The following is a 22682-nucleotide window of genomic DNA, read 5'->3' as shown; positions in this document are numbered from 1 at the left end:
GCGCTTGCCCCTTAGTGTGAGCAATTGCCGGCCTTGGTGAAACCTGCCGCCTTTGCCTCGGCTTCGGAAGCGAAGCTGACCTGGTTCTTGGGCGATACCTGGGTGTAGCTGGGGCAGCCTTCGGGCAGGTGATAGACATGGCTGTTACGGTTGCCGATGATCACGCCCTGGCCAGCCTTCACGGGGCTGGCGCTCTTCGTCGGCGCAACCGGCGCCGTCTTCGGGGCCGGCAGGGGGCTGACGATGCCGTCACCGACCGGCTTGTAGCCCAGCGTCCAATGGCGCTCACCGGACACGAACGGGTTGCCATAACCCATCACGGCGGCAATCCGCTGATCGCGTTCGCGTTCCCAGGCGGTCACCGGGTGCTGCTTGTCCCAGGCCATGAGCAGTTGCTGCTGCTGACGGGACATGTTCAGCGCGTATCGATCGAACATGTAGAAGGTGACTCGGGCCACCAGGCCCTTGACGTCATCGCGGGGCTCAGTGGTGCGCCCCTGGAAATCGACCTTGGTCGAGCACTGGCCATATTGCGACGGTACGCCCTGAGCCATGCCGTAGTTGAAGTTGGCCCGGTCGCCATTCACCTCGCCCACGGCGGGGTAGAGGTTGAAAAGATCAGCCTCCATGGCGCGGAACACGGGATCGTCGGCGACACAGTGTTCACGTCCGCCGTTTTGCCAGCACTGGCGCTGATGGCCGAAGGTCCAGGCCGGCACGATGTGCTCCCACTCGGTACGCTCGCCGCGGGTCTCCTGCTTGCGGGCCTGGAAGCCGCACGACGAGGCATCGAGCCGGCCCCCGGACTTGCCTACCCACTCCCATTTGCAACCGCAGTACAGATCACCCTGGGCGCTCGTGTTCTGGTCGAAATAGACTTTCTGTTTGGCGATCACCTTGGCTTCAACGAAGGTGTCAGGCGGTGCGGCGTAAGCGGAGGTAACCAGCAGCGGAGCGGCGAGGAGCAGCGAGAGCAAAAGGCGCATGAATCTTCACAGGTCGAATAGGGCGCCGAATTGTATAGCTTTTGCCCGGAGCACGGCGGGCGTAGTCAGTTAGATCCTTGTCGATTCGAGTAAAGGGCGCTCCTTTGGCTTCAGGTGCAGGTTCGATCTCGCTGCCCAGCCCGCCGTTCGCAACGCCGCTGCGCCAGGCAGGCGTGCGCGTCGTGAGTGACGATCGGCGATCGCCTTGCCCATCAAGGCTGGTGGGTGAGGATCCTTTCGACGTCAGTGAGCTTCTGGTTCATCGCGTCCGCATCCGGCCGGCTGATGGTTCCGTTGCGCGTTTGCAGATGCCCCGCCAGGGTCTGCACCTGCCCTACGGCCAAATGCAGCTTCGCTGCCTCTGGCTTGGAGACTTGGCGCTCCTTCACGGCAGCCTCTATGCGCTCATTCAGGGAGGCGGCGCGCTGCTGAAGGTAGTCGCTATCCGTTTCCAACGTCTGTTGGCCGAACGCGGGAGTGCCAAACAGAATCGCGGGCGCTAGCAGCAGGGGTAGCAACAGAGGGCGCATGGCAAGGTTCTCGTGGTGAGGAAGGGGGCTGACCGTGCTGTGTCAGCACCTCGGAGGTGGCGCCCTACAACCGTCATCGTGCGCTGTCGCTAGACAAAAAAAGCCCCGCGCTAAGGCGGGGCTAAAGTCAATGAGGGTTGGAGCACTCATGCTAACTATGATCGCGATGTCTAATGAGAGTTCCTGTCGCGGTCTTGCGCCGGTGCATTCTCGCGGCCGTTTTCGCGTGCAGGCCTGCCGTACATCGCCAGCGAATCCCTCCCGTAAGCGCAATTTTCCGACATAAGGGCGTACGAAATCAGGGACAGAGAGGGCGGGGGGCGATGCCAGCCAATCATTCAGACGTGGTCCAAGGTACCTGTTGGTCGAGCCTACTCAGAGCGCGGGTAAGGGAACGAGCAGGGACGCTTCTACCACCAGCGTCGCTGCGAGTTCATTGAGGGCGTTGATCGCGTCGATCATGGCGCGGGCGCCTGAATCCTCGCAATAGATGCTACCTAGCTGGGCGACGTTTTCCTGAAGCTGACGATGCAGGGCCAGCAAGGCTTCGCGGACTTGGGTGTCGTTATCACTGGACATGCACGCACTCGAGATCTGGGTTTGGCAGGTGGCGTATGGCCACTATGCCTCCGCGAATTAGGTGGCGCAATAATCCTTAACGCAGAAAGGTCCTTGGCTGATAGACGGTTTGTCCGCCCAAAGCCAGCGTCAAGCAAGCGGACAGCGAGCTAACCCGCGGCGTATGACAGCGGCGTTAGAGGCTTCCGTTCGATCAGGTCGAGAGCTGGCGGTAAGTGACCGTAGATGGGCATCACGGTGGGAAGGCAAGGCGCTCGATCCAGGCAGGAGCGCTATCCCTGACCGGGCACCCCGTTGCTGCGCAGGACGGCAGGGGAGCCTGGGCAGGGCCCACCGCCGTCCCGCTCGTTCAGTTTCCAGGATCAGGCCGAGTAGTCCAGGGCTTTACCGGGTGCCTTGCGCCGCCCGAGCGACAGCATGACGACCATCAGGACGCAGCCGATCAGGATGGCGCCCGAGGAGAGGACGAAGAGGCTGCGCCGGTCGTTGCCTTCGATGAACAGGCTCAGCAGGGTTGGCGCCGCAGCAGCCGAGGCCACTTGCACCACGCCGACCAGCTTGGTCAGGCGACCGGTCGGATCATGGGTCACCACCGAAGCCATGTAGTAGGACAGCGCCAGGTTCCAGCCGAAGTTCATCAGGAACACCGCGATCATCAGGTCCGACGCCGTGTGGATACGGGCCGCCAGCAGGTAGATGGCGCCGAGCACGGCCAGGGAGCCCGTGAGGATCATCGGTACCCGGCCCAGGTGCCGGCCTGCCACGCTGGGCAGGGCCGCGCCGGGCAGGCCGCCCAGCAGCCCGATGCTGATCGCCCAGCCGATCTCCACCAGCGCCACGCCAGCATCGCTGGCGATGCCTTCGACGAAGCCCCACAGCGAATAGATCGACAGCTGCAGGAACAGCATGCCAAGCAGGGAGCAGACGCCGACCAGGGTCAGCCCGGACAGCAGTGGCTCGCTGGAGCGGTGCTGCTGATCCGCGCTCTGCTTGACCGGCAGGCAAAAGCACAGCAGGCAGACCAGCCCGAACCAGCCCGACAGGTAGTAGATTGCCCCCGCGAAGCCCCGCCATTCGGCGATCATCGGCATGATCACCGCGCTGCTGGAAAAAAGCGCGGTCTGCACGAACAGCAGGATGCCGAAGGACCTGTCCTGCCCACTCATGCTGCCCAGCCAGTAGATGGCATAGGAATAGAGCACGCCGGAGCAGAGGCCCGACAGGCAGCGCAGCACCAGGAGCGGATCGAGCGCGGTGATGCTCGCGGTGGCGGCGTTGGCGAACAGCAGCAACAGCGCACTGCTGAGGGCGATGGCGCGTGGCCCGAGGTAGCGGATCATCGGCAGGTACAACAGCGTACCGACGATGGAACCGCACATTTCGACGGACATGGTCCAGCTTTGCTGGGCCAGGGTCAGGGTCAGGCGCTCGGTCAGCAGCCCGATGAAGATCGGCTGCACGCCTATGACGAGAATGGAGGCCGCGGCGATGAGGATGCACGCGGCGCGCACGACGGTTTGCTTGGCGAGGATCATGATCGATACCTGCCGGCCTGGCCACGGGGTGGCGGCCGCTTCAGTGGAAAGCATGCCTGGGGATAGGGGAGGCCGGTCAGGCGAGTCGATAGCAGTGAATGGCGACCTGGTCGGCGGCGGGATAGCTCACCTTGCCTATCAGCACGCTGCGGGTTAGCCAGTCGAGCCGCCCGCGCGCCACCTGGAAGCGTGGAGAGCAGTGGCAGCGGTATTCCTCTTCGGCGATGGGCCAGATGCCCTGAGCCTCCAGCTCTCGTCCCTGGTCGCTGAGCACGATCAGGCCGGTATTGTGGATGTTGATCCACTCGCCTCGGTCGCTGAGCAGGCTGTAGCGCGCGTCCAGCTCACCCACGCCATCGCTGCGCTGTAGATAGAAGTCGGCGCCGCCGGCGACCACCTCGCCACGAACGTTCAGGCCTTCGAAATGCCCACCCAGTATCCGGTAGTTGCGGCGCTGGCCATCCGTGCAAGCACCCAGTCCATCGCCGGCGGCGATGGCGACATGGATGCTCATTACCCATTCCAGAGTCGGCACGCCGAGTCCGGTTTGCGTTGTCGTTGTCATCACGCACTCCTGTGCCCCCGAGGGGCGTCTGTGACTCGGGTTCAATAGCGATAGGTGAAATACAGCTCGAGGGCGCTGAAGCGGTCGTTGTCGCCGAACGCCTGCTTGGCGGCGGACTTGGCCTGCATCCAGTTGTACGAGAGCGAACTGTAGAAGTGCTTGTTCGGCGTCCAGTCCAGGTACACCACGGTCTCGTCGGCGAAGCGTCGGTCGCTCACCGCGGCGCCGCGAAAGTTCTTCTCGTCGAGCCAGAACTGATAGTGAATGGCGCCCAGCGTGAAGGTGTCGGTCAGGCGGTTCTTGATCGAGAATTGCTGGACGCGCTCGTTGCTGTTGAACAGCAGGTAGTTGCCCACCACGTCACCGACCAGCCAGCTGCTCCAGTCCGTGAAGCCCTTGCTGAGCGGGTCCCAGGCCTTCTGGCGGTTGTCGGTAGGGTTGTCGTCGCCGGAGAACACGGCGTAGCGGTAGCCCAGCGTGGGGGTGAGCGGCAGGTCCTGGAACTGGTAGTCGGCCTGGGCGTACCAGGCTTTGGCGTCGTAGGTGAGGGGGCCGTCGCCGCCGCGCTGCACGGCGTATTCGCCATTCAAGGTCAGGTTCGGCACGCCCGGCAGGTGGCCGCGCAGGACGCGCAGGTTATAGACCTGCATGCCATCGCGGCGCACGGCGGTACTGCTCCTGCTAGCCAGGGTGTCGACGGTCATGGCCATGGCACCGAGCGTTACCTGGCCGTCGAGGTCGTAGTCCAGGTTGACGCCACTCAGGCGGAAATCGCCGTAGTGGTCGTCGGTGCGCAGGGTGAAGGCCTGTGCCTGGATCGGTCCAGGATTCCACGCCAGGATCGCCGAGTCCCTGAAGGCGGTACGGGGGCCGAGCCAATAGGCGCCATCGCCGAACAGATCGAGGTTGCCGTCCATGACGATGAACCCGGTGCCGATGAGGTAGTTCTGGCGGCCAACGGTGAGCGTCCAGTCACCCGCCTGCACCCCGGCATAGAGTTCTTCAGGTGCCACGCGGCCGTCGGAGCTGCGCGTGAAGCCACCGGCATCGCCATCACCGAAGGTGGTGGCGGCGACCACCGAACCACCCGCGAGCAGCCGGACGGTATCGCTGAGCGAGTAATCGAGGGTAACGCCGGGTTTGACGTAGAACTCCTGCCAGCCGATCTTGCTGCCGTCGTTCTCGCCGCTACGCACGTCAACGCGGCCGGTGCCGAAGTTGACGCCGCGGGTGGTGATGGAGGCGCCACCAACCGTCAGGTTGACCTCGCCTGCGAGGTTCTCGTACTGGAACGGATAGCCCGCCAGGGCCGGCTGGCTGGCCAGCGGAACGCCGAGCGCGAATAGCGCGCGGAAACAGCGCTTGAGTCCGTACATATGAAGCTCCTGTCTAATTTTTTTTATTACAGGGCAGTGAAGGGCGGCCAAGGCGGCCACCTGGTACCTGACGCAGCAGGTAGGAGCGCTGGCTAGCCGGCGCTCCTGGATCTTGTACTGTCGGTCAGCCGTGCAACTGGGCAGCGATGGCCCGCAGCAGGCGCACGGTGTCGATATCCAGTTCGGTGACCGCCTCGGGCAGCGACGATTGCTTGACGATCACCACGTCCGAGGTGAAGTCGACGAACAGGTACTGGCCGTGGATGCCGCTGGCCATGATGGCCGGGCTGTGGTCGTTGAAGACGTACCATTGGCTGCGGTAGGACGCGCCCGGCGTCCACTCGGAGAAGTCCTTGTGCACGGCGTAGATGGCAGGGTCCGAGCCGGCTGCGATGGCGTCGATCACCGCTTGGTCGATGACCTGCTGGCCCTCGACCAGGCCGCCGTTGGCGAGCATCAGGCCGAAGCGACCCATGTCGCGCAGGGTGGCGTTGAAGCCGGCGCCGGCGACGCTGCGGCCCCAGGGGTCGGCCATGAAATGGCCGTCGCGCTCGCAGCCCAGCTGCTGCCAGATCGCCTGCAACTGCTCGGCGCAGCTCACGCCGCTGGCGCGCTCCATCACCCAGGCCAGCACCTCGGTGGTGGCCGTCACGTAATGGAACAGCCCGCCATGTTCGCAGCGTTTACGCAGCGCCGGCAGGTACTGGTACAGGGATTCGTACTGGGCGTACTCGGGGGGTGCCGGCTTAAAGCCGCAGGCGTAGCCGTATTGGGAGCTTTCCGACGTCGGATCGTCGTACAGCTCGGTGTAATGAACGCCCACAGCCATGTCGAACAGCTGACGCACGGTGGCGTCGCCAAAGGCACTGCCAGCCAGCTCCGGCACATAGTGCCGGGTTTGCGCCTGGGGATCGAGGACGCCCTGGTGGACCAGCTGTTCACCGAGTATGCCGATCAGCGACTTGGTGACCGAGAACATGATGTGACGGTCAGTGGCGACCTGGCCATTGAAGTAGCGCTCGTACACCACGCGCCCCTTGTGCAGCACCAGGAAGCCGTCGGTCTTGCTGGCCAGCAGATGGTCGAGGGCGGTAACGCTGCGGCCGCAAGAACTCTCGAACGTCAGACCTTCCAGGGCCACCGGCGCATAGGCCAGCACCGCGTCGGGGCGTGGGCCGGCGGCAACGTCGATGGTGGGGCGCAGGCGCGCCAGGTTGCGGAAGCCCCAGCGATTGAACGGCGGCGACATCCAGTTGGCCCAGGTCACGCGCTGTTCCGGCTCGGCAGGGAAACCCTGCATCAGTACGGGCTCTTGTTCTTGTTGGTCGTACATCTCGCTGACTTCCCGATTTCGGGAAACCAGGGAGCGGTCGAGGATCTGGTTCATCAGACTCATCCTGGCAGTTGCCCTGCGTCGAGCAGGTACGGGAAAATAATTAACCCTGTTAATTTCTTTAGTCAATAAAATATTTTTCCCGACCAAACCGGGACAGCTATGCTTTCCGCTACCCCAGAAATCAGGAGCGACGGTGAGCGGCTTACGCGAACGTCAGAAGGCATTACGCCGAAGCGCCATCTCGGCAGCGGCGGTGGCACTGTTTCAACGCCAGGGTTTTCGCGAGACCACCGTCGAGCAGATCGCTCGTAATGCCGGTGTCTCGGCGCCTACGGTGTTCAAGTATTTCGGCAGCAAGCACGAGATCATCCTGGAGATGATCAAGGAGTCCGATCGCCGTGCCCTCATCGATGTACGCAAGCGCATCCGCGAATTCGATGATCCCGTCGATGCGCTCTGCCACCTCGAACACCTTCTCGTCAGCTATGCCCTCGAGGTGCTGCCCGCCGCGCTCTGGCGTGAGCTGCTGCCACTGGTGCTGGTAGGTGGCAACAGTGGTCTGCCCGAGGCCTACCGGCAGATGAATCGAGGGCTACAGGGCGAGATCGCCAACGTGCTGCGCGAATTGCAGGCCGCCGGCAAGCTGCGCGCCGACCTGGATGTGGAATTGGCCGCCTTCCTGCTCAACGACTACTCCCATCTGCAGCTGCTTCGCCTGACGGCCAGTGACCGGATGGATCGGCAGGGGCATGCCGCCAACGTCCGCAACACCACGCGCCTGATGTTCGAAGGCATGCGTGCGGTTCCAGCATGACGAGCAAGGGCGCTTGGCCTACCAGGCGTCTGAGCGACGCTAGCGAGTCGAACGGGGCAGGCGAGCTAGAATCCGCCTGCCACTGACGAGCAGCGATGCAATGCCTAGGGCAACAGCCCCAAGCCAGCTACCGACTGCGGTTCAGTCATCATTCTCGACACTTTTTGCGATAACCAATTCCGGCCGGTTACTTTCCTGGGAGATGATGGCAATAGGCCAGCCGGCAATCGGCAGCCGTGCTTCTAGGAACAGACGTCCTCGCATGGAAGACAATGAATTTCAGGCTCCTCTCCAGCGGCTCGGTCAATTGAACCTGAACAGGATCATCGATCAGGCTCGCGCTGATCGAGCCTTCATGAATCGGCTAGTGGCCGTGCTTGAGGAATCTGGTCCAGACGATCGTACCGATGAAGAAAATGATCTGCTCGAATGGGCGCGTACTTTCCAGCGCCCGCCAGGTACCGATGCTGGCGGATGAGCGTCTTCGTACCCCATAACACTTGACCAAGGTGTGGATTGCCCAGCTCTCATGGGACGCTGGCTCGTCGCCATTCGAGCAGATGAGCCAGGTCTCTTCACCACGGGACGCTATGCAGTGAAAGCGATACCGATGAGCTGATATCTCCTGTCCTGCCGCCTACGCCGTACTGGACAGACCAGACCGAAGCGCTGATTGCGAGCGGCGTGCAACCTTCGGCCTAGCAATCCTGTAGTGCTCGACGCAACCCGGCATTGCCCAACGATACGGCCATGCAATCCTCGGCCACGCCAAGACCCGCATTGAGCCAGGCGTTGGTGCCGTAGCGCTTGCGCAGATCAATCGCAACCTTGGCGGCGATACAGGCGGCGGTCGCACCGATCAGTGCCGGCAGCATTATCGGTTGCCGCCGCGCACCTGCCAGTGCTGCCGCGCTGACACCACCCGATATGGCACGAACCAGCATCGATGGCGCGATGGTACGGTCTGGGGCGAAGGGCATCTTGTCGCCCAATAGCTCCCCGGCGGCCAGGGGCATCACGTAGCGCCGTACGCGGTGCGACGCGAGGGTGCGCGCGGGTTCGCCGGCGTCCGCTATGCCTGCACGCTCGGCCAGCGCCTGGCTGACCATGGTCGGCGCCAACATGCTGCGCATGCCAGTCACCACGCCAATCGCCACAGCGCCCCACAACAGATTGCTGGCTGTCGTCATCGTCGATTCTCCCGGTGGTTGTTCCCATACGGACCGGGTGTGCACGGGACTGTTCAGCTTGATGGCACCGAAGGTCGTACCCACGCGCCAGAAGTCGCGTAGGAGCACCGCTGCTGAGAACGCTCGGCTCGGCGGCGAAATCCTCGGCTCTACCAAGGACCCCGCCCACAAAGACCAGGCGTTCGAAGCGCTTACGCGACGCTACCGGGGTGTCCCGCGACCTTTCCCGCGCCTCCAATACCTCGGCATCTCAATAAGCAGTCTCTACCGCGCCTTCGAGGATCAAACTGTCACGGCATACTGATCGAGCATGGCGCAGCCATGGCGTTAAGTCTCTTGACCCCAGACAACTACGACGCCCATGTCGAAGCAAAGAAGTGGGTGTGATAGTACATCGCGCATTGTTCCCGTTAATGACGGCAAGGCACTAACAGGCGCAGCGCTCGTACCCTGCCGCACCTTTTCGCACCCCATTCCCGGCTTCGCCCGCTATCGATCGCGCCCTGAGCGACAGTAGCGGAGGAGGAAAGGAAGTCCAGTGGGCAAGCCCTAGGGCAGGGAGCACCGTTGAGCGATAGAGGGTGATGAATACAAGCCGAGGCCAACTCTCCCAACGCGGGACCTGGCTGTCATGGGGTAGGCCTCTCGTGGTCCTTGTTCTTAAAGAGTATCGGCTTCGTTTTGTGCTTCACGCAGACGGGCTTCGGCATTTTGCAGGTGAGTAGAGGCCGCTCGCCGTGCCGCCTCGCTGTCACTCGCAGCGATCGCCTCCAGCAGTGCCTGGTGCTCCTGGTTGACCTGATGCATGTAGCGGGCATCACGCGCCTCGTTGCGGCGGGTCACCCTGATCGCCTGCTGCACCAGCTGGTGCAGGAAATCGATAGTTTCCAGGAAATGCTGATTGCCCGTTGCCGCTACCACCGACCGGTGAAAGGCGAGGTCTTCGCGTACGCCATCCTCACCTCGCTCGGCCGCTTCGTCGAGTTCGGCCAGGGCGTTGCGCATAGCTCGTAGCTGGGCATTGGTCCGCCGTGCCGCGGCCAACTCGGCGGCCTTGATCTCCAGCGCGCTACGAAGCTCAAGGATTTCCACCACGGCCTCGAAGTTGCCCTGCGGCGGCGACAATCGTAGCGCCACGGACGGGTTAGGGACGACGAAGGTACCGCTGCCTTGCCGCGACGTGAGCATGCCTTCGCGCTTGAGCATCGATATGGCCTCACGCACCACGGTGCGGCTGACCCCGTATTGCTCGCCCAGCGCTTGTTCGGTAGGCAGCCGAGTTCCCCCGGCGAGCTGCCCTAAATGAACCGCCGTGCTCAGGCGCTTGGCCAGTTGTTCGGCCAGTTTAGGGGTGGCGTCGTTCAGCATGTTTTTTCAGGTCTCACGGTGGATGAACACCCATCTTTCCAGCTTAGCTGAGCGAAGGAGGGCGGGATGAAGGGTTGCATCGATAGAAAATTCATCATACAAGATGACAAATAGCTGTCACCTGATTCGTCGATAACAAGAATGGGCGTGTGCATCACGACCCGAATATTCTCCTGAAGTGGAGTGCGATGCATGAAGATCCTGGTAACCGGCGGTGCCGGCTTTCTCGGTACCCGCCTGATCGAGGCGCTGCTTGCGCCCGCTACGAACGACCTGCTGCCGGCTGGCGGTACCCTCGTGTCGGTCGACCTGGCGCCCTGTCCGCTCGAAGATTCGCGAGTAGTCTCCTACACAGGTGACATTTCCGATCCAGGCTTCATCGCCTCGTTGATCGATTCGGATACAACCCTGGTCTATCACCTGGCCGCGGTCGTCAGCGGCCAGGCCGAGGCCGATTTCGACCTTGGCATGCGGGTCAACTTGGACGCCACTCGAATCCTCCTCGAGGCCTGCCGCCAGCAGGCGCAGATGCCACGCTTCGTCTTCGCCAGCTCCCTGGCTGTATTCGGCGGACCCCTACCCGAGCAGGTCCCCGAATCGCTCGCGCCGTTGCCGCAATCCTCCTATGGCGCGCAAAAGGCGATGGCGGAACTGCTGATCAACGATTATTCGCGCAAGGGCTTCGTCGACGGCCGTGTGTGCCGCTTGCCGACGATCTCCGTGCGGCCTGGCAAGCCCAACGCCGCGGCCTCGTCGTTCGCCAGTGGGATGTTGCGCGAACCTCTGGCGGGCGAGGCAAGCAACTGTCCGGTGCCGCTCGACACTCGTCTCTGGCTGTCTTCGCCACAGACCGTTATCGACAATCTGATCCATGCTGCCCGCCTGGACGGCAGTGCGCTGGGCTTGCGCCGCACGCTGAACTTGCCTGGCATCAGCGTCAGTGTCAGCGAAATGCTCGACAGCCTTGCTCGGGTCGGCGGCGAAACGGCGCGTGCGCGAGTGGGCTTTGAGCCGGACGAAAGAGTGCAGCGCATCGTCTGCAGCTGGCCTGGGAATTTTGACATCGAGCGCCCGCTTCAACTGGGCTTTGCTGTCGACGCGGACTTCGACAGCGTCGTCAGGGCGCACCAACGCGACATGGATCGCTGACCAGGCGGCGCTGCTGTCGCCGTCGCTGCATCTAATAACAACAAGAGGAATCTCCAATGGGCGCAACTTCCATCGCCGGTCCACAGCTGATGGTCGGCTTGGTCATGGCCATCGTGGTACTGATCGTACTGGTCCTGAAAACGCGTATCCACGCGCTGCTCGCGTTGATCATCGCCGCGTCTATCGCTGGCCTGGTCGGCGGCATGGCACCCGACGCGCTGGTCAAATCCATTACCACCGGCTTTGGCGCGACACTGTCGACGATCGGCCTGGTCATCGGCTTCGGGGTGATGATGGGCCGCCTGCTGGAAGTGTCAGGCGCGGCCGAGCGCATGGCCTACAGCTTTGTCCGCTGGTTGGGCAGCAAACGCGAAGAGTGGGCGATGATGGTCACCGGCTATATCGTCTCGGTACCGATCTTCTGCGATTCGGCCTTCGTCATCCTCAACCCGCTGGTGCGCGCCCTGTCGCGAAACACTGGCAAATCCGTGCTCACGCTGGGTATCGCCCTGGCGGGTGGTCTGATGCTGACGCACCATGCGGTGCCGCCTACCCCAGGTCCGCTGGGTATCGCCGGAATATTCCATATCGATATTGGCCTGATGATCTTCTGGGGCGTGGTGTTCACCATCCCCGGGATGTTCGTACTGGTAGCCTATGCGCGCATCATGGGCCCGCGCATCGAGGCCATGATCGCCCAGAGTGGCCAGCCCTCGGTCGAGCCGGCCGCGGCCTATCGCGAGGTGCTGGAACGTGCCGATGCGCGAGAGGCCGATCTGCCGCCGCTGTGGCTTTCGATGTTGCCGATTCTGCTGCCCATCCTGCTGATCTTCGCCAACACCCTTGTCGGCACGGTCGCCAAGCTCAACGGTGACACCACCATCGTCCAGAGCCTGTTCGGGCAAACCGTCGCCTTCGTCGGCAATCCCGTCATCGCCGTGGGGCTCGGCGTGATTGCAGCGCTCTATGGTCTGGTGCCGCGTCGGCCACGCGATGAAGTCATAGCGGAGATGGAGAAAGGCGTGGAAAGCGCTGGCATCATCCTGCTGGTAACCGGCGCCGGCGGAGCGCTCGGTGCGGTACTGCGCGACAGCGGTGCGGGCCAGTACATGGGTGAGTGGGTAGCCACTCTGCCGATGCCGGCGGTGCTGATTCCTTTCGTGATCGCCTCGCTGGTGCGGCTGATCCAGGGTAGCGGAACGGTCGCGATGATCACCGGTGCTTCCATTGCCGCACCGATCCTCGCCGCGATTCCGGACGTCAACATGGTGTTCGCTGCCCAGGCCGCGGCCATCGGTTCGATGGTCTTCAGCTACTTCAATGACAGCTACTTCTGGGTGGTCAACCGGATGCTCGGAGTCAAGAACGCCAAGCAACAGCTTTTGACCTGGTCCGTGCCGAGTACGCTTGGCTGGCTCAGCTCGCTGCTAACGCTACTGGTGTTCAACGCCATCCTCGGCTGACAGGTGTTGGCGTATCCCGGTAGGAGCGATCGAGTTCCTGCTTGGGTGCCGAAGGGTTTGCTCGATGTCGTGCCCAGCTGAGAGATGACTAGTTTCCGGCATCGAGGCTTGCTCCGGTCGCCTTGAAGAAGGTCATTCCGAACTTCGCGCCCTGCATTGGACCTGGTCTGTCAGCCCAGGTCTGGGATCCATGAAAGGCGCGACCGGTCCAGCCAACCGCGCCTGTGTCGATTCCCGGAGCGCGCGGACACGCGCACCTGGCGTTGCCTACCGGTCTTGGTCAAAGGAGGGGGCGGCGACCACGAGGCCGATCGGCGTGGCAACTTCGCGGGTGATGAACGCACTGTCCTCCTGATGGCCCCGGTAGAGGACGATGGAAAGATCGACGTCCTCTCGAAGTATTCCTGGTTGAAGGACAGAACCAGGCCCTTCGCAAGCAGCCTGGTCTCTGACGGGGCGTCAGGAGCGCAGGATCTCGCCGATGGCGCTCTTCTTGGTGCGAGTGGCACTGTAGATCTGCCACACGATGAACGCGGCCGCCAGGCCTAGGAAGCAAGCGGCGATCGGATTGGTCAGGAAGGCGAGGAAGTTACCGTCCGACAACATCAGGCCCCGACGCAGGTTGGTCTCGGCCATCGGCCCCAGGATGAAGCCAATGATGAAGGGCGCGGCCGGCATCCCGGCTTTGCTGAACACATAACCGAGCAGGCCGAAGCCCAGAATCGCCCAGACATCGAACAGCCGGCTGGATAGCCCGAAGGCACCCACCACGCAGAGCACCAGGATGATCGGCAGGAGGATGTGCTTGGGCACGTCCAGCAGCCGGATGAACAGGCGCAGACCGTAGAATTCCATGAACAGCATCATGAAGGTCGCGACGATCAGGGCGGCGAAGATGGTGTAGACCAGTGGCCCCTGACTGATGAACAGCAGCGGACCCGGCTGAATGCCGTGGATCAGGAAGCCACCCAGCATGATGGCAGTCACGGTGTCGCCCGGGATGCCGAGGGTCATCAGCGGCATCATGGCGCCGCCGATGCCGGCGTTGTTGGCCGTCTCGCTGGCTACCACGCCGCCGATGTTGCCTTTGCCGTAGGAGTCCGGATCCTTGGCGCGTTTCTTGGCAATGATGTACGCCACCAGATTGGACGTACCTGCGCCGATGCCGGGCAGGATGCCGATCCCTAGGCCGATCAGTCCAGAGCGGAAGGCATTGGGTAGCTGTTCGCGAAACTCCCGAAGGGAAAAACCGAAGCCCTTGATGTTCTTCATGCTCACCGAACGGGCCTTGCCGGCCTGGCCCTGGCGTCCGCTCTCGGCGAGCTTGATGACTTCGGCCACGGCGAACATGCCGATCATCACCGTCAGCATGGAAAAGCCGCCGTTGAGTTCGGAAAAGCCGAAGGTAAAGCGGCGGATGGCTTCCACGGGTGCGATACCCACGGTGGAAACGGCAAAACCCAGGGCACCGGCAAACAGGCCCTTCGCCATGGAGCCCGCCGAGAGGGTCGCGATCAGGGTCAGGGAGAAAACGGCGATCGCGAAGTATTCGTGGGGGCCGAAGCGCAGTGCCACCTTGGCCAGCTCCGGCGCGATGAGCATCAGCGCCGCAATGCTGAACAGGGTCCCCAGAAAGGAAAACACGATGCCGATCCCCAGCGCCTTGACGCCCTGGCCCTGCTCCATGAGCGGACCACCATCGAAAACCGTCGCAATGGAGGAGGGGGTTCCGGGAATCTTCAGCAAAATCGCCGAGATCAGCCCCCCCGAGGTGGCGCCGATGAATAGCGCCACCAGCAGCGACAACCCCGCCTGTGGACCCATGGTGAACGTCAGGGGCAGGCACAGGGCTACGGCCATGGTGGCCGAAAGACCAGGGACGGCACCAAAGACGATACCCACAGCCACGCCAATCGCCATCAACATCATGATATTCAGCGAGAACACTGCGCCGAAACCTTGCTGCAAAAGATCCAGCATGCTCGAAACTCCTAGAAATTCGTCAATCCGGCGGGCAACAGAAGATCGAATGCCTCCCGGAACAGCAGATAGGTCGCGGCCGAGGTGACTAGGGCGATCACCGCATAGGTGACGTGCGTGACCTTCTGCTCCTGTGGCGTCAGCACGATGAATTGCAGATAGAGGTACAGGGCGGTCATGATCGGGAAACCGATCGGACTCAACAGGGCGATGTAGCCCAGGATCAGGGCCAGCGTCTTGGTCAGGGTCGCGACGTCCAGGCGGCGTGGCGAATCTTCATCCCCGGCCGTGGGAACGCCCTCGGCCGGCGCCTGTTCGGTCTTGAAGACACTGATTAACTGGAGCACCGCGAGCAGGCAGAGCATGACCGCCAGCAGAGTCGGAACGAAGGCGGCATCTATGCCGGTGTGGTTGGGGAGCTTGAGCGAGATGAACAGATAGCCTAGCGCCGCGCCCAGCATGATCACCCCGACCGTCACTTCTTTCTTCTTGTCGATAGCCATCGGCAAACCTCATGAGATCGAAGGGGAGGTTGGCCGCGTGCAGCGACCAACCCGGGGTATCACTTCGTGCGCAATACGTCCTTGAATTCCATGAAGTCGCTGCGGGTCTTGGCGAGAATCGCCCGGGCATCCGCCGTACCGTAATAGGCCACCGGTTGCTTGAACTTCTTCAGCTCCTCGGCATATTCCGGCATCTCGGTAATCTGCTTCATCACGTCGGCCATCTTGCCGACGATGGCCGGATCCGTGCCCTTGGGAAAGGCCACGACATAGGGCTTGTCGATGGTGAAGTCCACACCCTGTTCCTTGAAGGTGGGTACGTCGCCGAGCATGGCGTTGCGTTCGGCATTGGGCTGACCCAGGGCGACCATCTGGCCACCGTTGATGTAGTCCTGAACCGAGCCGTAGCTGATGGCGCCGAGGTCGATACGCGCGCCCAGCAGGGCGACGACCTTTTCCGATACCGTGCCGGCATCGACCATCTTGAGTTTGGCCCCAGTGATCTTCTCGAACATCAGCCCTTGGATATGGGAAAAGCTGCCCATTTCCGTGCCGTAGGTGATGCTTTCCGGCTTGGCCTTCGCCTTCGCGATCAGGTCCGGAACACTGGTGATGCCCGACTGCTTCGACGCCACGAAGATCGCGCCCTTGTCCACGCCGGCGATACAGGCCACGTCGAAGGCCTCATAGCCGTCCTCCGACAAACCGGCCACCTCGTTGACGATCAATTGCCCGGGGTGGGTGAAGAGGAGGGTATTGCCATCCGCAGCGGCGCCTTTGACCTGTTCGGCTGCCAGGGTGCCACCGCCGCCGGCAACGTTGGTTACCACCATGGTCTTGCCGGTGATCTTGTTGAAGTACTTGGCCATCATCCGAGCATTGAAATCGGTGTCTCCACCAGGATTGGCGATCACCACCACTTGCACCGGACGGGTCGGCCACTTGACGTCAGCAGCCACGGCCACCTGATGGGAAGCGAAGGTCGCTACAGCAACGGCGGCGGAAAGAAGGGAGGCGCGAATTGTTCTTATCATGGATAGGCTCCTGGTCGAAAACTGGCCGATTCGAGCCGAATCCCTCTGCCAATATCGCCAGCCATGGGCTGCACCTGAGCAACCGCCACTGCAGCCAATGCCTCAGGCGATAGCGCCTGGGAACGTGGTGGACGGAGGCGCGCGTTCAGGGCCTAAGGCCGTGGCGACAATGGGCGGAAGGTCTCTCGAGTCGGCATGACAGTGATCTCTGTTATTGTTTAAATACGGCAGTCATATGTCATCGTATGACTGCCAATTTCTATCAACCGCGCCCTATGCTGTCAATGTGCAATGCTTAGGAAGTGTGTTCGAAAGTAAGCGCCGGGATGAGGGTTTAAACAGCAAGACCTTATATGGCTAATGGATAGCCAATTTGTAAGTACAAGTTTCTAAAACTGTTATCGACGATATCTGAGCCTTGTCTGAACGAGCTGAGTTCTAGCAAGGCGCAAGCAAACGAGATTGAAGTCTGCGTGGAAGAGGGCGGTTGGCTACGAAGCCCGCTTTCGCGGCGCCTTTGCTGGACCGATCAAAGGAGCCGCCCGCGCCCGTGACACCGCCCTGATCGATCAGCTTTCAGACCATGCACCCGGAGAGAACTCATGTCCCCTGCACATGCTGCCCTGCTACAAGCCCTGGAAGCGGTCGTTGGCCCGGCCGGACTGGTTCGTGATGCGGCGGTACTACCGGCTTATCTAAGTGACTGGCGCGATGCCTATCGTGGCCGGGCGCTCGTGGTAGTACGTCCCGCCAGCACCGCCGAGGTCGCCACCGTGGTACGGCTATGTCATGCGGCCAAGATTCCGCTGGTCCCCCAGGGCGGCAATACGGGGCTCTGTGGCGGTTCGATACCGGATGCCTCCGGCATCCAGGTGGTGATCTCGCTGACCCGGCTGAGGGCGATCCGCGCCATCGACCCGGCCAACGACACCATCACCGTCGAAGCCGGTGTCATCCTGCGCAGCCTGCAGGAGGCAGCCGCCCAGGTCGGGCGCCTGTTTCCACTGTCGCTAGGCGCCGAGGGCAGTTGCACGGTGGGCGGTAACCTCGCGACCAACGCCGGCGGCACCGCGGTCCTGCGTTACGGCAACATGCGTGACCTGACCCTGGGCCTGGAAGTGGTCCTTGCCGACGGTCGCATTTGGGACGGCCTGCGCGGGCTACGCAAGGACAACACCGGCTACGACCTCAAGCAGCTTTTCATCGGCAGCGAGGGTACCCTGGGCATCATCACCGCCGCGGTGCTCAAGCTGTATCCGGCCATTCGCAGCCTGACCACCGCCTGGGTCGCCCTGTCTTCGCCGCAGGCGGCGGTAGCGCTGCTCGAGCGCATGAAGGCGCAATGTGGCGATCGCCTCAGCGCTTTCGAACTCATGTCACGCCAGAGCGTCCAGTTCGTCCTCGATCACGTACCAGGTTGCCGCGATCCCTTCCAGGAGACACACCCCTGGTACCTGCTCATTGAGCTAAGTGATACCCGGGCCGACGCGTCCCTGCCAGCGCACCTCGAACAGGCATTGGGAGAAGCCATGGAACAGGGCGAAATCCTCGACGCCGTGGTGGCCGCCAACGAGACCCAGACAGCGGCGCTGTGGGCGCTGCGGGAGGGGATTTCCGAAGCGCAAAATCACGAAGGCCCAAGCCTGAAGCATGACATCAGCGTGCCGGTCAGCAGCATCCCGGCTTTTATCGAGGTCGCCGATCGCCGTCTGCTGGAGGCCTTTCCCGGCGTGCGTATCGTCAGCTATGGCCATGTGGGCGATGGCAACCTGCACTACAACATCAGTAAACCACCAGGCAGCTCCGACGCCACCTTCAAGGCTCAGGCCGAGGCCATCATGCACCTCATCTACGGGGTCACCCAGACCTTTGCCGGCAGCATCAGTGCCGAGCACGGTCTCGGTCAGGCAAAGCGCGAAGCCGCCCGCCATTACAAGACGCCTCTGGAACTTGAGTTGATGCGTACCCTCAAGCGGGCCCTGGATCCGACCGGGCTGATGAATCCTGGGAAGGTGTTCGAGGAAGATCCTGAATTCGATGAGTCCCTGATCAAAGGGCAGGCACGCCTTTGAGAGTCAGGTCGACCGGTACTGGGCCTGAATGAGGCGTTGCGCTCACGCTGCTGCTAGGCGGAACTCGCCGCACCGCAAGACCGACGGAGCGGCGATCGATTCGTAATCGCTGGCCGCTACCGGCTCAACTCATAGGCGCACATGTTCACCGTCGCCGCCAGATTCAGGGACTCGATGGCCCCCGAGCCGCCGATGGTGAAGGGCTGAGCGTTCAGGGCGGTGAGTTGTTCACGAGGAACGCCGCGGGCCTCGTTGCCGAACAGGTAACAGTCGAAGGCCTTGAACTGGGCCGACTGCACGGGCTCGCCGTGCATGTCCAAGCAGGCGAGGCGAGGGAAGCGTTCCTGCAAGCCGTCGAGTTCGACGTCAAGCTCCAGCGGCGTATGGAAGATGGCGCCCATGCTGGCGCGGACCACCTTGGGGTTGTAGGGGTCGACGCTGCCGGGGCTGAGCAGGCAGCGAAAGCCACCGAACCAGGCCAGGGTACGCAGGATGGTGCCCAGGTTGCCCGGGTCCTGGATCTCGTGCAGATAGACCGCGCGTTCGCCTTCGGCGATTACCGACGCGCTGGTCAGAGGTACGGGCATTGGCACCACTGCAAGGATCCCTTGCGGGGTCTTGGTGTCGGCGAGCTGCCCCATCTGCCGGTCGCTGATCAGGTGCGTCCGGAACGGACTCCGCCAGTGTTCGTAGGCACCCGTCACATAGAGTTCGGCACGTTGCAGCTGGGGATTCTGCAGCGCGGCCTTCTGTAGTTCGAGTGCCAGATGTTCGCCCTCCACCAGGAAGTGGCCGAATTCGGCGCGGTACTTCTTCTGGTGGAGTTTCTTGAGGTCGTCGAGCTTCATCAGCCAGCGGCTCGGGCCAGCGGGGCATGCTGCTCGTCGGCATCCGCAAGCATCGACTTGGCCAGGGCCTCGGCCACCTTGATGCCATCCACGCCCGCCGACAGGATGCCGCCGGCATAACCGGCGCCTTCACCGGCCGGGTAGAGACCACGAAGGTTCAGGCTTTGCAGGCTGTCGTTGTCACGGGTGATGCGCACCGGCGAGGAGGTGCGGGTTTCGATGCCGGTCAGGATGGCGTCATGGCGGTCGAAGCCGCGGATCTGCTTGCCGAAGGCGGGCAGCGCTTCGCGGATGGCCTCGATGGCGTAGGGGGGCAGCGACGGCGCCAGGTCGCCCAGGCGCACGCCGGGCTTGTAGGAGGGTTCCACTTCACCGAATTCGGTGGAGGGCACGCCGCGAATGAAGTCGCCAACCAGCTGGCCGGGTGCGGAATAGTCGCTACCGCCCAGCTCGTAGGCGCGCGACTCCAGGCGCTCCTGCAGCTCGACGCCTGCCAGCGGATCGCCGGGGAAATCCTGCTCGGGATTGATGCCCACCACGATGCCGGAGTTGGCATTGCGCTCGTTGCGCGAGTACTGGCTCATGCCGTTGGTCACGACCCGGCCCGGCTCGGAGGTGGCGGCCACCACGGTACCGCCCGGGCACATGCAGAAGCTGTACACGGCGCGGCCATTCTTGGCGTGGTGCACCAGCTTGTAGTCGGCGGCGCCCAGTTCCGGGTGGCCGGCGTACTTGCCCAGGCGGGCCTGGTCGATCATGCCCTGGGGGTGTTCGATGCGGAAGCCGACAGCGAAGGGCTTGGCTTCGATGTACACGCCCTGGCGGTGCAGCATGCGGAAGGTGTCGCGGGAGCTGTGGCCCAGGGCGAGGACCACATGGCGGCTGTGCAGGGTCTCGCCATTGGCGAGCACCACGCCTTCGAGCTGGCCGTCGTTGATCAGCAGGTCGGTCACCTTGCTCTCGAAGCGGACTTCGCCGCCGAGCGCGATGATTTCCTCGCGCATGGCCGCCACCACCCCAGTGAGGCGGAAGGTGCCGATGTGCGGTTTGCTGACATAGAGGATTTCCTCAGGCGCGCCAGCGCGGACGAACTCGTGCATCACCTTGCGGGCGTAGAACTTCGGGTCCTTGATCTGGCTATAGAGCTTGCCATCGGAAAACAGGCCAGCACCGCCTTCACCGAACTGTACGTTGGACTCGGGCGTCAGGACCTTCTTGCGCCACAGCGCCCAGGTGTCCTTGGTGCGGCTGCGCACATCCTTGCCGCGTTCGAGCACGATGGGCTTGAAGCCCATCTGGGCCAGCAGCAGGGCAGCGAACAGCCCGCAGGGGCCGAAACCCACCACCAGCGGGCGCTCGGTCAAGTTCGCCGGCGCCTGGCCGACCGGGTAATAGCCGGTGTCCGGGGCGGGACGTACGTGCAGGTCATTGGCGAAGCGCGCCAGCACCGCCGCCTCGTCCTTTACTTCCAGGTCAATGATATAGATGAACAGGATGACGCTGTTCTTCTTGCGCGCATCGTAGCTGCGCTTGAACACGGTGAAATTCAGGAGATCGGCGTCGCGCAGGTTCAGGCGGCCAAGGATGGCCTGGCGCAGTTCGTCGGGGGTGTGATCAAGCGGCAGCGACAGTTCGTTGATGCGAATCATGACAATAGTCCTGGCCGGTGACTCCGGCAAAGGAAGGGAGGAGGAGGGGTAGGGCGGCGATTGTACCCGGCGGTATCGGCGCTGTCAGGCCAGGACGATGGGCGCTCGATTCGGCGGTCTAGCGGTCGCCACGGCGATCCCTGATTCGTGCCAGGGCGTTATCGGCTTATAATCGCCGCCTCTTTGCGGCCGGCCAGGTTTGGCGTGCGTCCGCTTCTCACCCGATTTCCCGTGGTAGCTCCAACATGAAACGATCCAAAAGCAGCCGTCGCTGGCTGGACGAACACGTCAACGATCCCTTCGTAAAGCGCGCTCAGAAAGACGGCCTGCGTTCACGCTCCAGCTACAAGCTGATCGAGCTCAACGAGAAGGACAAGCTGATCCGCCCCGGCATGCTGGTCATGGATCTGGGCTCGGCCCCTGGTGGCTGGTCGCAGGTGGCCGGTGGCATCGTCGGCGAGAAGGGCCGGGTGGTGGCGACCGACATCCTGCCGATGGGTGCACTCGATAACGTCGACTTCGTCCAGGGTGACTTCACCGAGGACGCCGTCTTCCAGAAGATCCTCGGCATGCTCGAAGGCCGGCAGCCCGATCTGATCGTCTCCGACATCGCGCCCAACATCAGCGGTGTCGCGGCGGCCGACCAGGCGGCGGCGATGTACCTGGTGGAACTGACCCTCGACATGGTGCGCCAGGTGCTCAAGCCCGGCGGCAACTATGTGGTCAAGGTCTTCCAGGGTGAGGGCTCCGACGAATTCCTCAAGGATGTGCGTACCTCCTTCGAGAAGGTCTCGATCCGCAAGCCCGAAGCCTCGCGTCCCCGCTCGCGTGAGGTCTATCTGGTCGGCAAGGGCTTCAAGGGCTGAGCCGTCCAGGCGCCAGCGCGCGCTTTTCAATCTGTTCGAAGGTCCGCGGAAACGCCTGTTCGCCACGGGGGTAATCGCGACCGTAAGCAGGGGTAGGTGCGCTTCTGGCCATTTGGTCAGGGTCATTTGCCGCTTATCGCGCGGAAATCTTTGGCTAGGCGTATCCGCTGTCTGCCGTCGTTCGTTGCCATCTTCAAGGGTCCAGGCGTCAGCGGGTCTTTGTAGCACCTCGCTACCTTGCGATTGGGGCGCTACGACGTACCTGTCGCGCGTTTTGTGCAGCATCCCTGACAACTGTGAGGGGATATGTCCATCAGGAATTAATTCCTCACCTGCTGCTAAGGTTTTCAATCAACTGTATCCAGGCAGTTGTGGCGGCCGTCGTTCGCTTGAAAAACAGGGAGCAGGATAGATGGATGCATATGTGTTCGAGACGGCCAGGCGCCTGTTGACCGATATCTATGGGGCCCTCTACGAGATGGAGAGCGGCAGTGGCTTCAGGTGCGTGAAAGCCGAGAAGGGCCAGATCTTCTTGTACCGGCCAGGCGCTGGAGCAGCCGATGGCAATCTTGGCGAAATTGCTTTTGACGTCGAATCCCATGCGCGCAGGGCGGGGAGGGGCATTGCTGAAAGCAAGAAGTTCTTTGCGGAGCTGAAGGCCAAGAATGGCCAGGCCACGGCGCGCGATAGCCGATACGACTGGCCGCGAGTGGGTTTCTCCACGAAGGAAGACGTCGAATGCATCGTGCTGAGACTGAAGCAGTTTCTTCGCCTGAACGAGTGAAAAGTTGAGGCGGGCGGGTCTTCACGTGTCATCACGTCGCCTCGATACGCGGCCA

General features: G+C 62.6%; 21 protein-coding genes. 7 read left to right on the top strand and 14 right to left on the bottom strand.

Annotation, left to right across the window (positions count from 1 at the left end):
• Positions 1 to 11: 11 nt before the first annotated feature.
• The 7 genes from ACWPW1_RS13755 to ACWPW1_RS13725 form a co-directional block, all read right to left on the bottom strand.
• Positions 12 to 977, bottom strand: coding sequence for an endonuclease (locus ACWPW1_RS13755; RefSeq protein WP_423815072.1), 966 nt, complete (start codon positions 975 to 977; stop codon positions 12 to 14).
• Between the two features lie 221 nt (positions 978 to 1198).
• Complete coding sequence (locus tag ACWPW1_RS13750) at positions 1199 to 1516, bottom strand: hypothetical protein (protein ID WP_434774432.1); 318 nt, start codon at positions 1514 to 1516, stop codon at positions 1199 to 1201.
• A gap of 375 nt (positions 1517 to 1891) precedes the next feature.
• Entirely contained in the window at positions 1892 to 2095 is a 204-nt protein-coding gene (locus ACWPW1_RS13745) for a hypothetical protein (protein ID WP_434774431.1), read from the bottom strand.
• A 362-nt stretch (positions 2096 to 2457) separates the two neighbouring features.
• Entirely contained in the window at positions 2458 to 3630 is a 1173-nt protein-coding gene (locus ACWPW1_RS13740) for an MFS transporter (protein WP_434774430.1), read from the bottom strand.
• A 76-nt stretch (positions 3631 to 3706) separates the two neighbouring features.
• On the bottom strand, positions 3707 to 4195 hold the full coding sequence (locus tag ACWPW1_RS13735; RefSeq protein ID WP_271655203.1) for a DUF3237 domain-containing protein: 489 nt from the start codon (positions 4193 to 4195) through the stop codon (positions 3707 to 3709).
• Between the two features lie 41 nt (positions 4196 to 4236).
• A complete protein-coding gene (locus ACWPW1_RS13730; protein WP_454253215.1) occupies positions 4237 to 5571 on the bottom strand; it encodes an alginate export family protein in 1335 nt (444 codons plus the stop codon).
• 124 nt (positions 5572 to 5695) lie between these two features.
• Positions 5696 to 6958 (bottom strand): serine hydrolase domain-containing protein, encoded by a 1263-nt coding sequence (locus ACWPW1_RS13725; protein WP_454253214.1) that lies wholly within the window; start codon positions 6956 to 6958, stop codon positions 5696 to 5698.
• Between the two features lie 142 nt (positions 6959 to 7100).
• On the opposite strand from ACWPW1_RS13725, the gene ACWPW1_RS13720 reads away from it, so the two are divergent.
• Together ACWPW1_RS13720 and ACWPW1_RS13715 are read left to right on the top strand one after the other, a co-directional pair.
• Positions 7101 to 7721 (top strand): TetR family transcriptional regulator, encoded by a 621-nt coding sequence (locus ACWPW1_RS13720; protein ID WP_434774426.1) that lies wholly within the window; start codon positions 7101 to 7103, stop codon positions 7719 to 7721.
• A gap of 262 nt (positions 7722 to 7983) precedes the next feature.
• Positions 7984 to 8199 (top strand): hypothetical protein, encoded by a 216-nt coding sequence (locus tag ACWPW1_RS13715; protein WP_313647279.1) that lies wholly within the window; start codon positions 7984 to 7986, stop codon positions 8197 to 8199.
• Between the two features lie 220 nt (positions 8200 to 8419).
• Here the strand turns inward: ACWPW1_RS13715 and ACWPW1_RS13710 are convergent, their stop codons facing one another.
• Both ACWPW1_RS13710 and ACWPW1_RS13705 read right to left on the bottom strand, forming a co-directional pair.
• The gene (locus ACWPW1_RS13710; RefSeq protein WP_454253213.1) at positions 8420 to 8911 is read right to left on the bottom strand and encodes a DUF4126 domain-containing protein; all 492 of its coding nucleotides are present in this window, start codon (positions 8909 to 8911) and stop codon (positions 8420 to 8422) included.
• 660 nt (positions 8912 to 9571) lie between these two features.
• On the bottom strand, positions 9572 to 10279 hold the full coding sequence (locus ACWPW1_RS13705) for a FadR/GntR family transcriptional regulator (protein ID WP_454253212.1): 708 nt from the start codon (positions 10277 to 10279) through the stop codon (positions 9572 to 9574).
• 192 nt (positions 10280 to 10471) lie between these two features.
• On the opposite strand from ACWPW1_RS13705, the gene denD reads away from it, so the two are divergent.
• Both denD and ACWPW1_RS13695 read left to right on the top strand, forming a co-directional pair.
• A complete protein-coding gene (gene denD / locus ACWPW1_RS13700; RefSeq protein WP_454253211.1) occupies positions 10472 to 11428 on the top strand; it encodes a D-erythronate dehydrogenase in 957 nt (318 codons plus the stop codon).
• A gap of 56 nt (positions 11429 to 11484) precedes the next feature.
• Positions 11485 to 12891 (top strand): GntP family permease, encoded by a 1407-nt coding sequence (locus ACWPW1_RS13695; RefSeq protein ID WP_454253210.1) that lies wholly within the window; start codon positions 11485 to 11487, stop codon positions 12889 to 12891.
• Between the two features lie 459 nt (positions 12892 to 13350).
• On the opposite strand, the gene ACWPW1_RS13690 is transcribed toward ACWPW1_RS13695, so the two are convergent.
• From ACWPW1_RS13690 to ACWPW1_RS13680, 3 genes are read right to left on the bottom strand one after another with little or no spacing between them, the layout of a single operon-like run.
• The gene (locus ACWPW1_RS13690; protein WP_454253209.1) at positions 13351 to 14871 is read right to left on the bottom strand and encodes a tripartite tricarboxylate transporter permease; all 1521 of its coding nucleotides are present in this window, start codon (positions 14869 to 14871) and stop codon (positions 13351 to 13353) included.
• Positions 14872 to 14882: 11 nt separating this feature from the next.
• Positions 14883 to 15374: a tripartite tricarboxylate transporter TctB family protein gene (locus ACWPW1_RS13685; protein ID WP_454253208.1), complete on the bottom strand. Its 492-nt coding sequence runs from the start codon at positions 15372 to 15374 to the stop codon at positions 14883 to 14885.
• A 59-nt stretch (positions 15375 to 15433) separates the two neighbouring features.
• On the bottom strand, positions 15434 to 16408 hold the full coding sequence (locus ACWPW1_RS13680) for a Bug family tripartite tricarboxylate transporter substrate binding protein (protein ID WP_454253207.1): 975 nt from the start codon (positions 16406 to 16408) through the stop codon (positions 15434 to 15436).
• Between the two features lie 602 nt (positions 16409 to 17010).
• On the opposite strand from ACWPW1_RS13680, the gene ACWPW1_RS13675 reads away from it, so the two are divergent.
• Positions 17011 to 18480: an FAD-binding oxidoreductase gene (locus ACWPW1_RS13675; protein ID WP_454253206.1), complete on the top strand. Its 1470-nt coding sequence runs from the start codon at positions 17011 to 17013 to the stop codon at positions 18478 to 18480.
• 116 nt (positions 18481 to 18596) lie between these two features.
• Here the strand turns inward: ACWPW1_RS13675 and ACWPW1_RS13670 are convergent, their stop codons facing one another.
• Together ACWPW1_RS13670 and ACWPW1_RS13665 are read right to left on the bottom strand one after the other, a co-directional pair.
• Complete coding sequence (locus ACWPW1_RS13670; RefSeq protein ID WP_454253205.1) at positions 18597 to 19328, bottom strand: TrmH family RNA methyltransferase; 732 nt, start codon at positions 19326 to 19328, stop codon at positions 18597 to 18599.
• A complete protein-coding gene (locus ACWPW1_RS13665) occupies positions 19328 to 20977 on the bottom strand; it encodes an NAD(P)/FAD-dependent oxidoreductase (protein ID WP_454253204.1) in 1650 nt (549 codons plus the stop codon). The genes ACWPW1_RS13670 and ACWPW1_RS13665 overlap by 1 nt, the downstream gene beginning before the upstream one ends.
• Before the next feature lie 245 nt (positions 20978 to 21222).
• Here ACWPW1_RS13665 and rlmE point away from each other — a divergent pair, with 245 nt between their 5' ends.
• Together rlmE and ACWPW1_RS13655 are read left to right on the top strand one after the other, a co-directional pair.
• Complete coding sequence (gene rlmE, locus ACWPW1_RS13660; protein WP_059315259.1) at positions 21223 to 21843, top strand: 23S rRNA (uridine(2552)-2'-O)-methyltransferase RlmE; 621 nt, start codon at positions 21223 to 21225, stop codon at positions 21841 to 21843.
• Positions 21844 to 22255: 412 nt separating this feature from the next.
• Positions 22256 to 22627, top strand: a complete 372-nt coding sequence (locus ACWPW1_RS13655; RefSeq protein WP_454253203.1) for a hypothetical protein — start codon at positions 22256 to 22258, stop codon at positions 22625 to 22627.
• The last annotated feature ends 55 nt before the right edge of the window (positions 22628 to 22682 follow it).

The sequence above is a fragment of the Pseudomonas sp. Marseille-Q7302 genome (genome assembly GCF_965111925.1).
Note: the sequence above shows the minus strand (reverse complement) of the source record. Positions and strands in the feature narration are given on the sequence as shown.

Coding starts and splice junctions, on each gene's coding strand:
- ACWPW1_RS13740 (WP_434774430.1), bottom strand. CDS start 3,630: ATGATCCTCGCCAAGCAAACCGTCGTGCGCGCCGCGTGCATCCTCATC.
- ACWPW1_RS13710 (WP_454253213.1), bottom strand. CDS start 8,911: ATGACGACAGCCAGCAATCTGTTGTGGGGCGCTGTGGCGATTGGCGTG.
- ACWPW1_RS13695 (WP_454253210.1), top strand. CDS start 11,485: ATGGGCGCAACTTCCATCGCCGGTCCACAGCTGATGGTCGGCTTGGTC.
- ACWPW1_RS13655 (WP_454253203.1), top strand. CDS start 22,256: ATGGATGCATATGTGTTCGAGACGGCCAGGCGCCTGTTGACCGATATC.
- denD (WP_454253211.1), top strand. CDS start 10,472: ATGAAGATCCTGGTAACCGGCGGTGCCGGCTTTCTCGGTACCCGCCTG.
- ACWPW1_RS13680 (WP_454253207.1), bottom strand. CDS start 16,408: ATGATAAGAACAATTCGCGCCTCCCTTCTTTCCGCCGCCGTTGCTGTA.
- ACWPW1_RS13715 (WP_313647279.1), top strand. CDS start 7,984: ATGGAAGACAATGAATTTCAGGCTCCTCTCCAGCGGCTCGGTCAATTG.
- ACWPW1_RS13750 (WP_434774432.1), bottom strand. CDS start 1,516: ATGCGCCCTCTGTTGCTACCCCTGCTGCTAGCGCCCGCGATTCTGTTT.
- ACWPW1_RS13685 (WP_454253208.1), bottom strand. CDS start 15,374: ATGGCTATCGACAAGAAGAAAGAAGTGACGGTCGGGGTGATCATGCTG.
- ACWPW1_RS13675 (WP_454253206.1), top strand. CDS start 17,011: ATGTCCCCTGCACATGCTGCCCTGCTACAAGCCCTGGAAGCGGTCGTT.
- rlmE (WP_059315259.1), top strand. CDS start 21,223: ATGAAACGATCCAAAAGCAGCCGTCGCTGGCTGGACGAACACGTCAAC.
- ACWPW1_RS13745 (WP_434774431.1), bottom strand. CDS start 2,095: ATGTCCAGTGATAACGACACCCAAGTCCGCGAAGCCTTGCTGGCCCTG.
- ACWPW1_RS13690 (WP_454253209.1), bottom strand. CDS start 14,871: ATGCTGGATCTTTTGCAGCAAGGTTTCGGCGCAGTGTTCTCGCTGAAT.
- ACWPW1_RS13705 (WP_454253212.1), bottom strand. CDS start 10,279: ATGCTGAACGACGCCACCCCTAAACTGGCCGAACAACTGGCCAAGCGC.
- ACWPW1_RS13735 (WP_271655203.1), bottom strand. CDS start 4,195: ATGACAACGACAACGCAAACCGGACTCGGCGTGCCGACTCTGGAATGG.
- ACWPW1_RS13665 (WP_454253204.1), bottom strand. CDS start 20,977: ATGATTCGCATCAACGAACTGTCGCTGCCGCTTGATCACACCCCCGAC.
- ACWPW1_RS13725 (WP_454253214.1), bottom strand. CDS start 6,958: ATGAACCAGATCCTCGACCGCTCCCTGGTTTCCCGAAATCGGGAAGTC.
- ACWPW1_RS13730 (WP_454253215.1), bottom strand. CDS start 5,571: ATGTACGGACTCAAGCGCTGTTTCCGCGCGCTATTCGCGCTCGGCGTT.
- ACWPW1_RS13670 (WP_454253205.1), bottom strand. CDS start 19,328: ATGAAGCTCGACGACCTCAAGAAACTCCACCAGAAGAAGTACCGCGCC.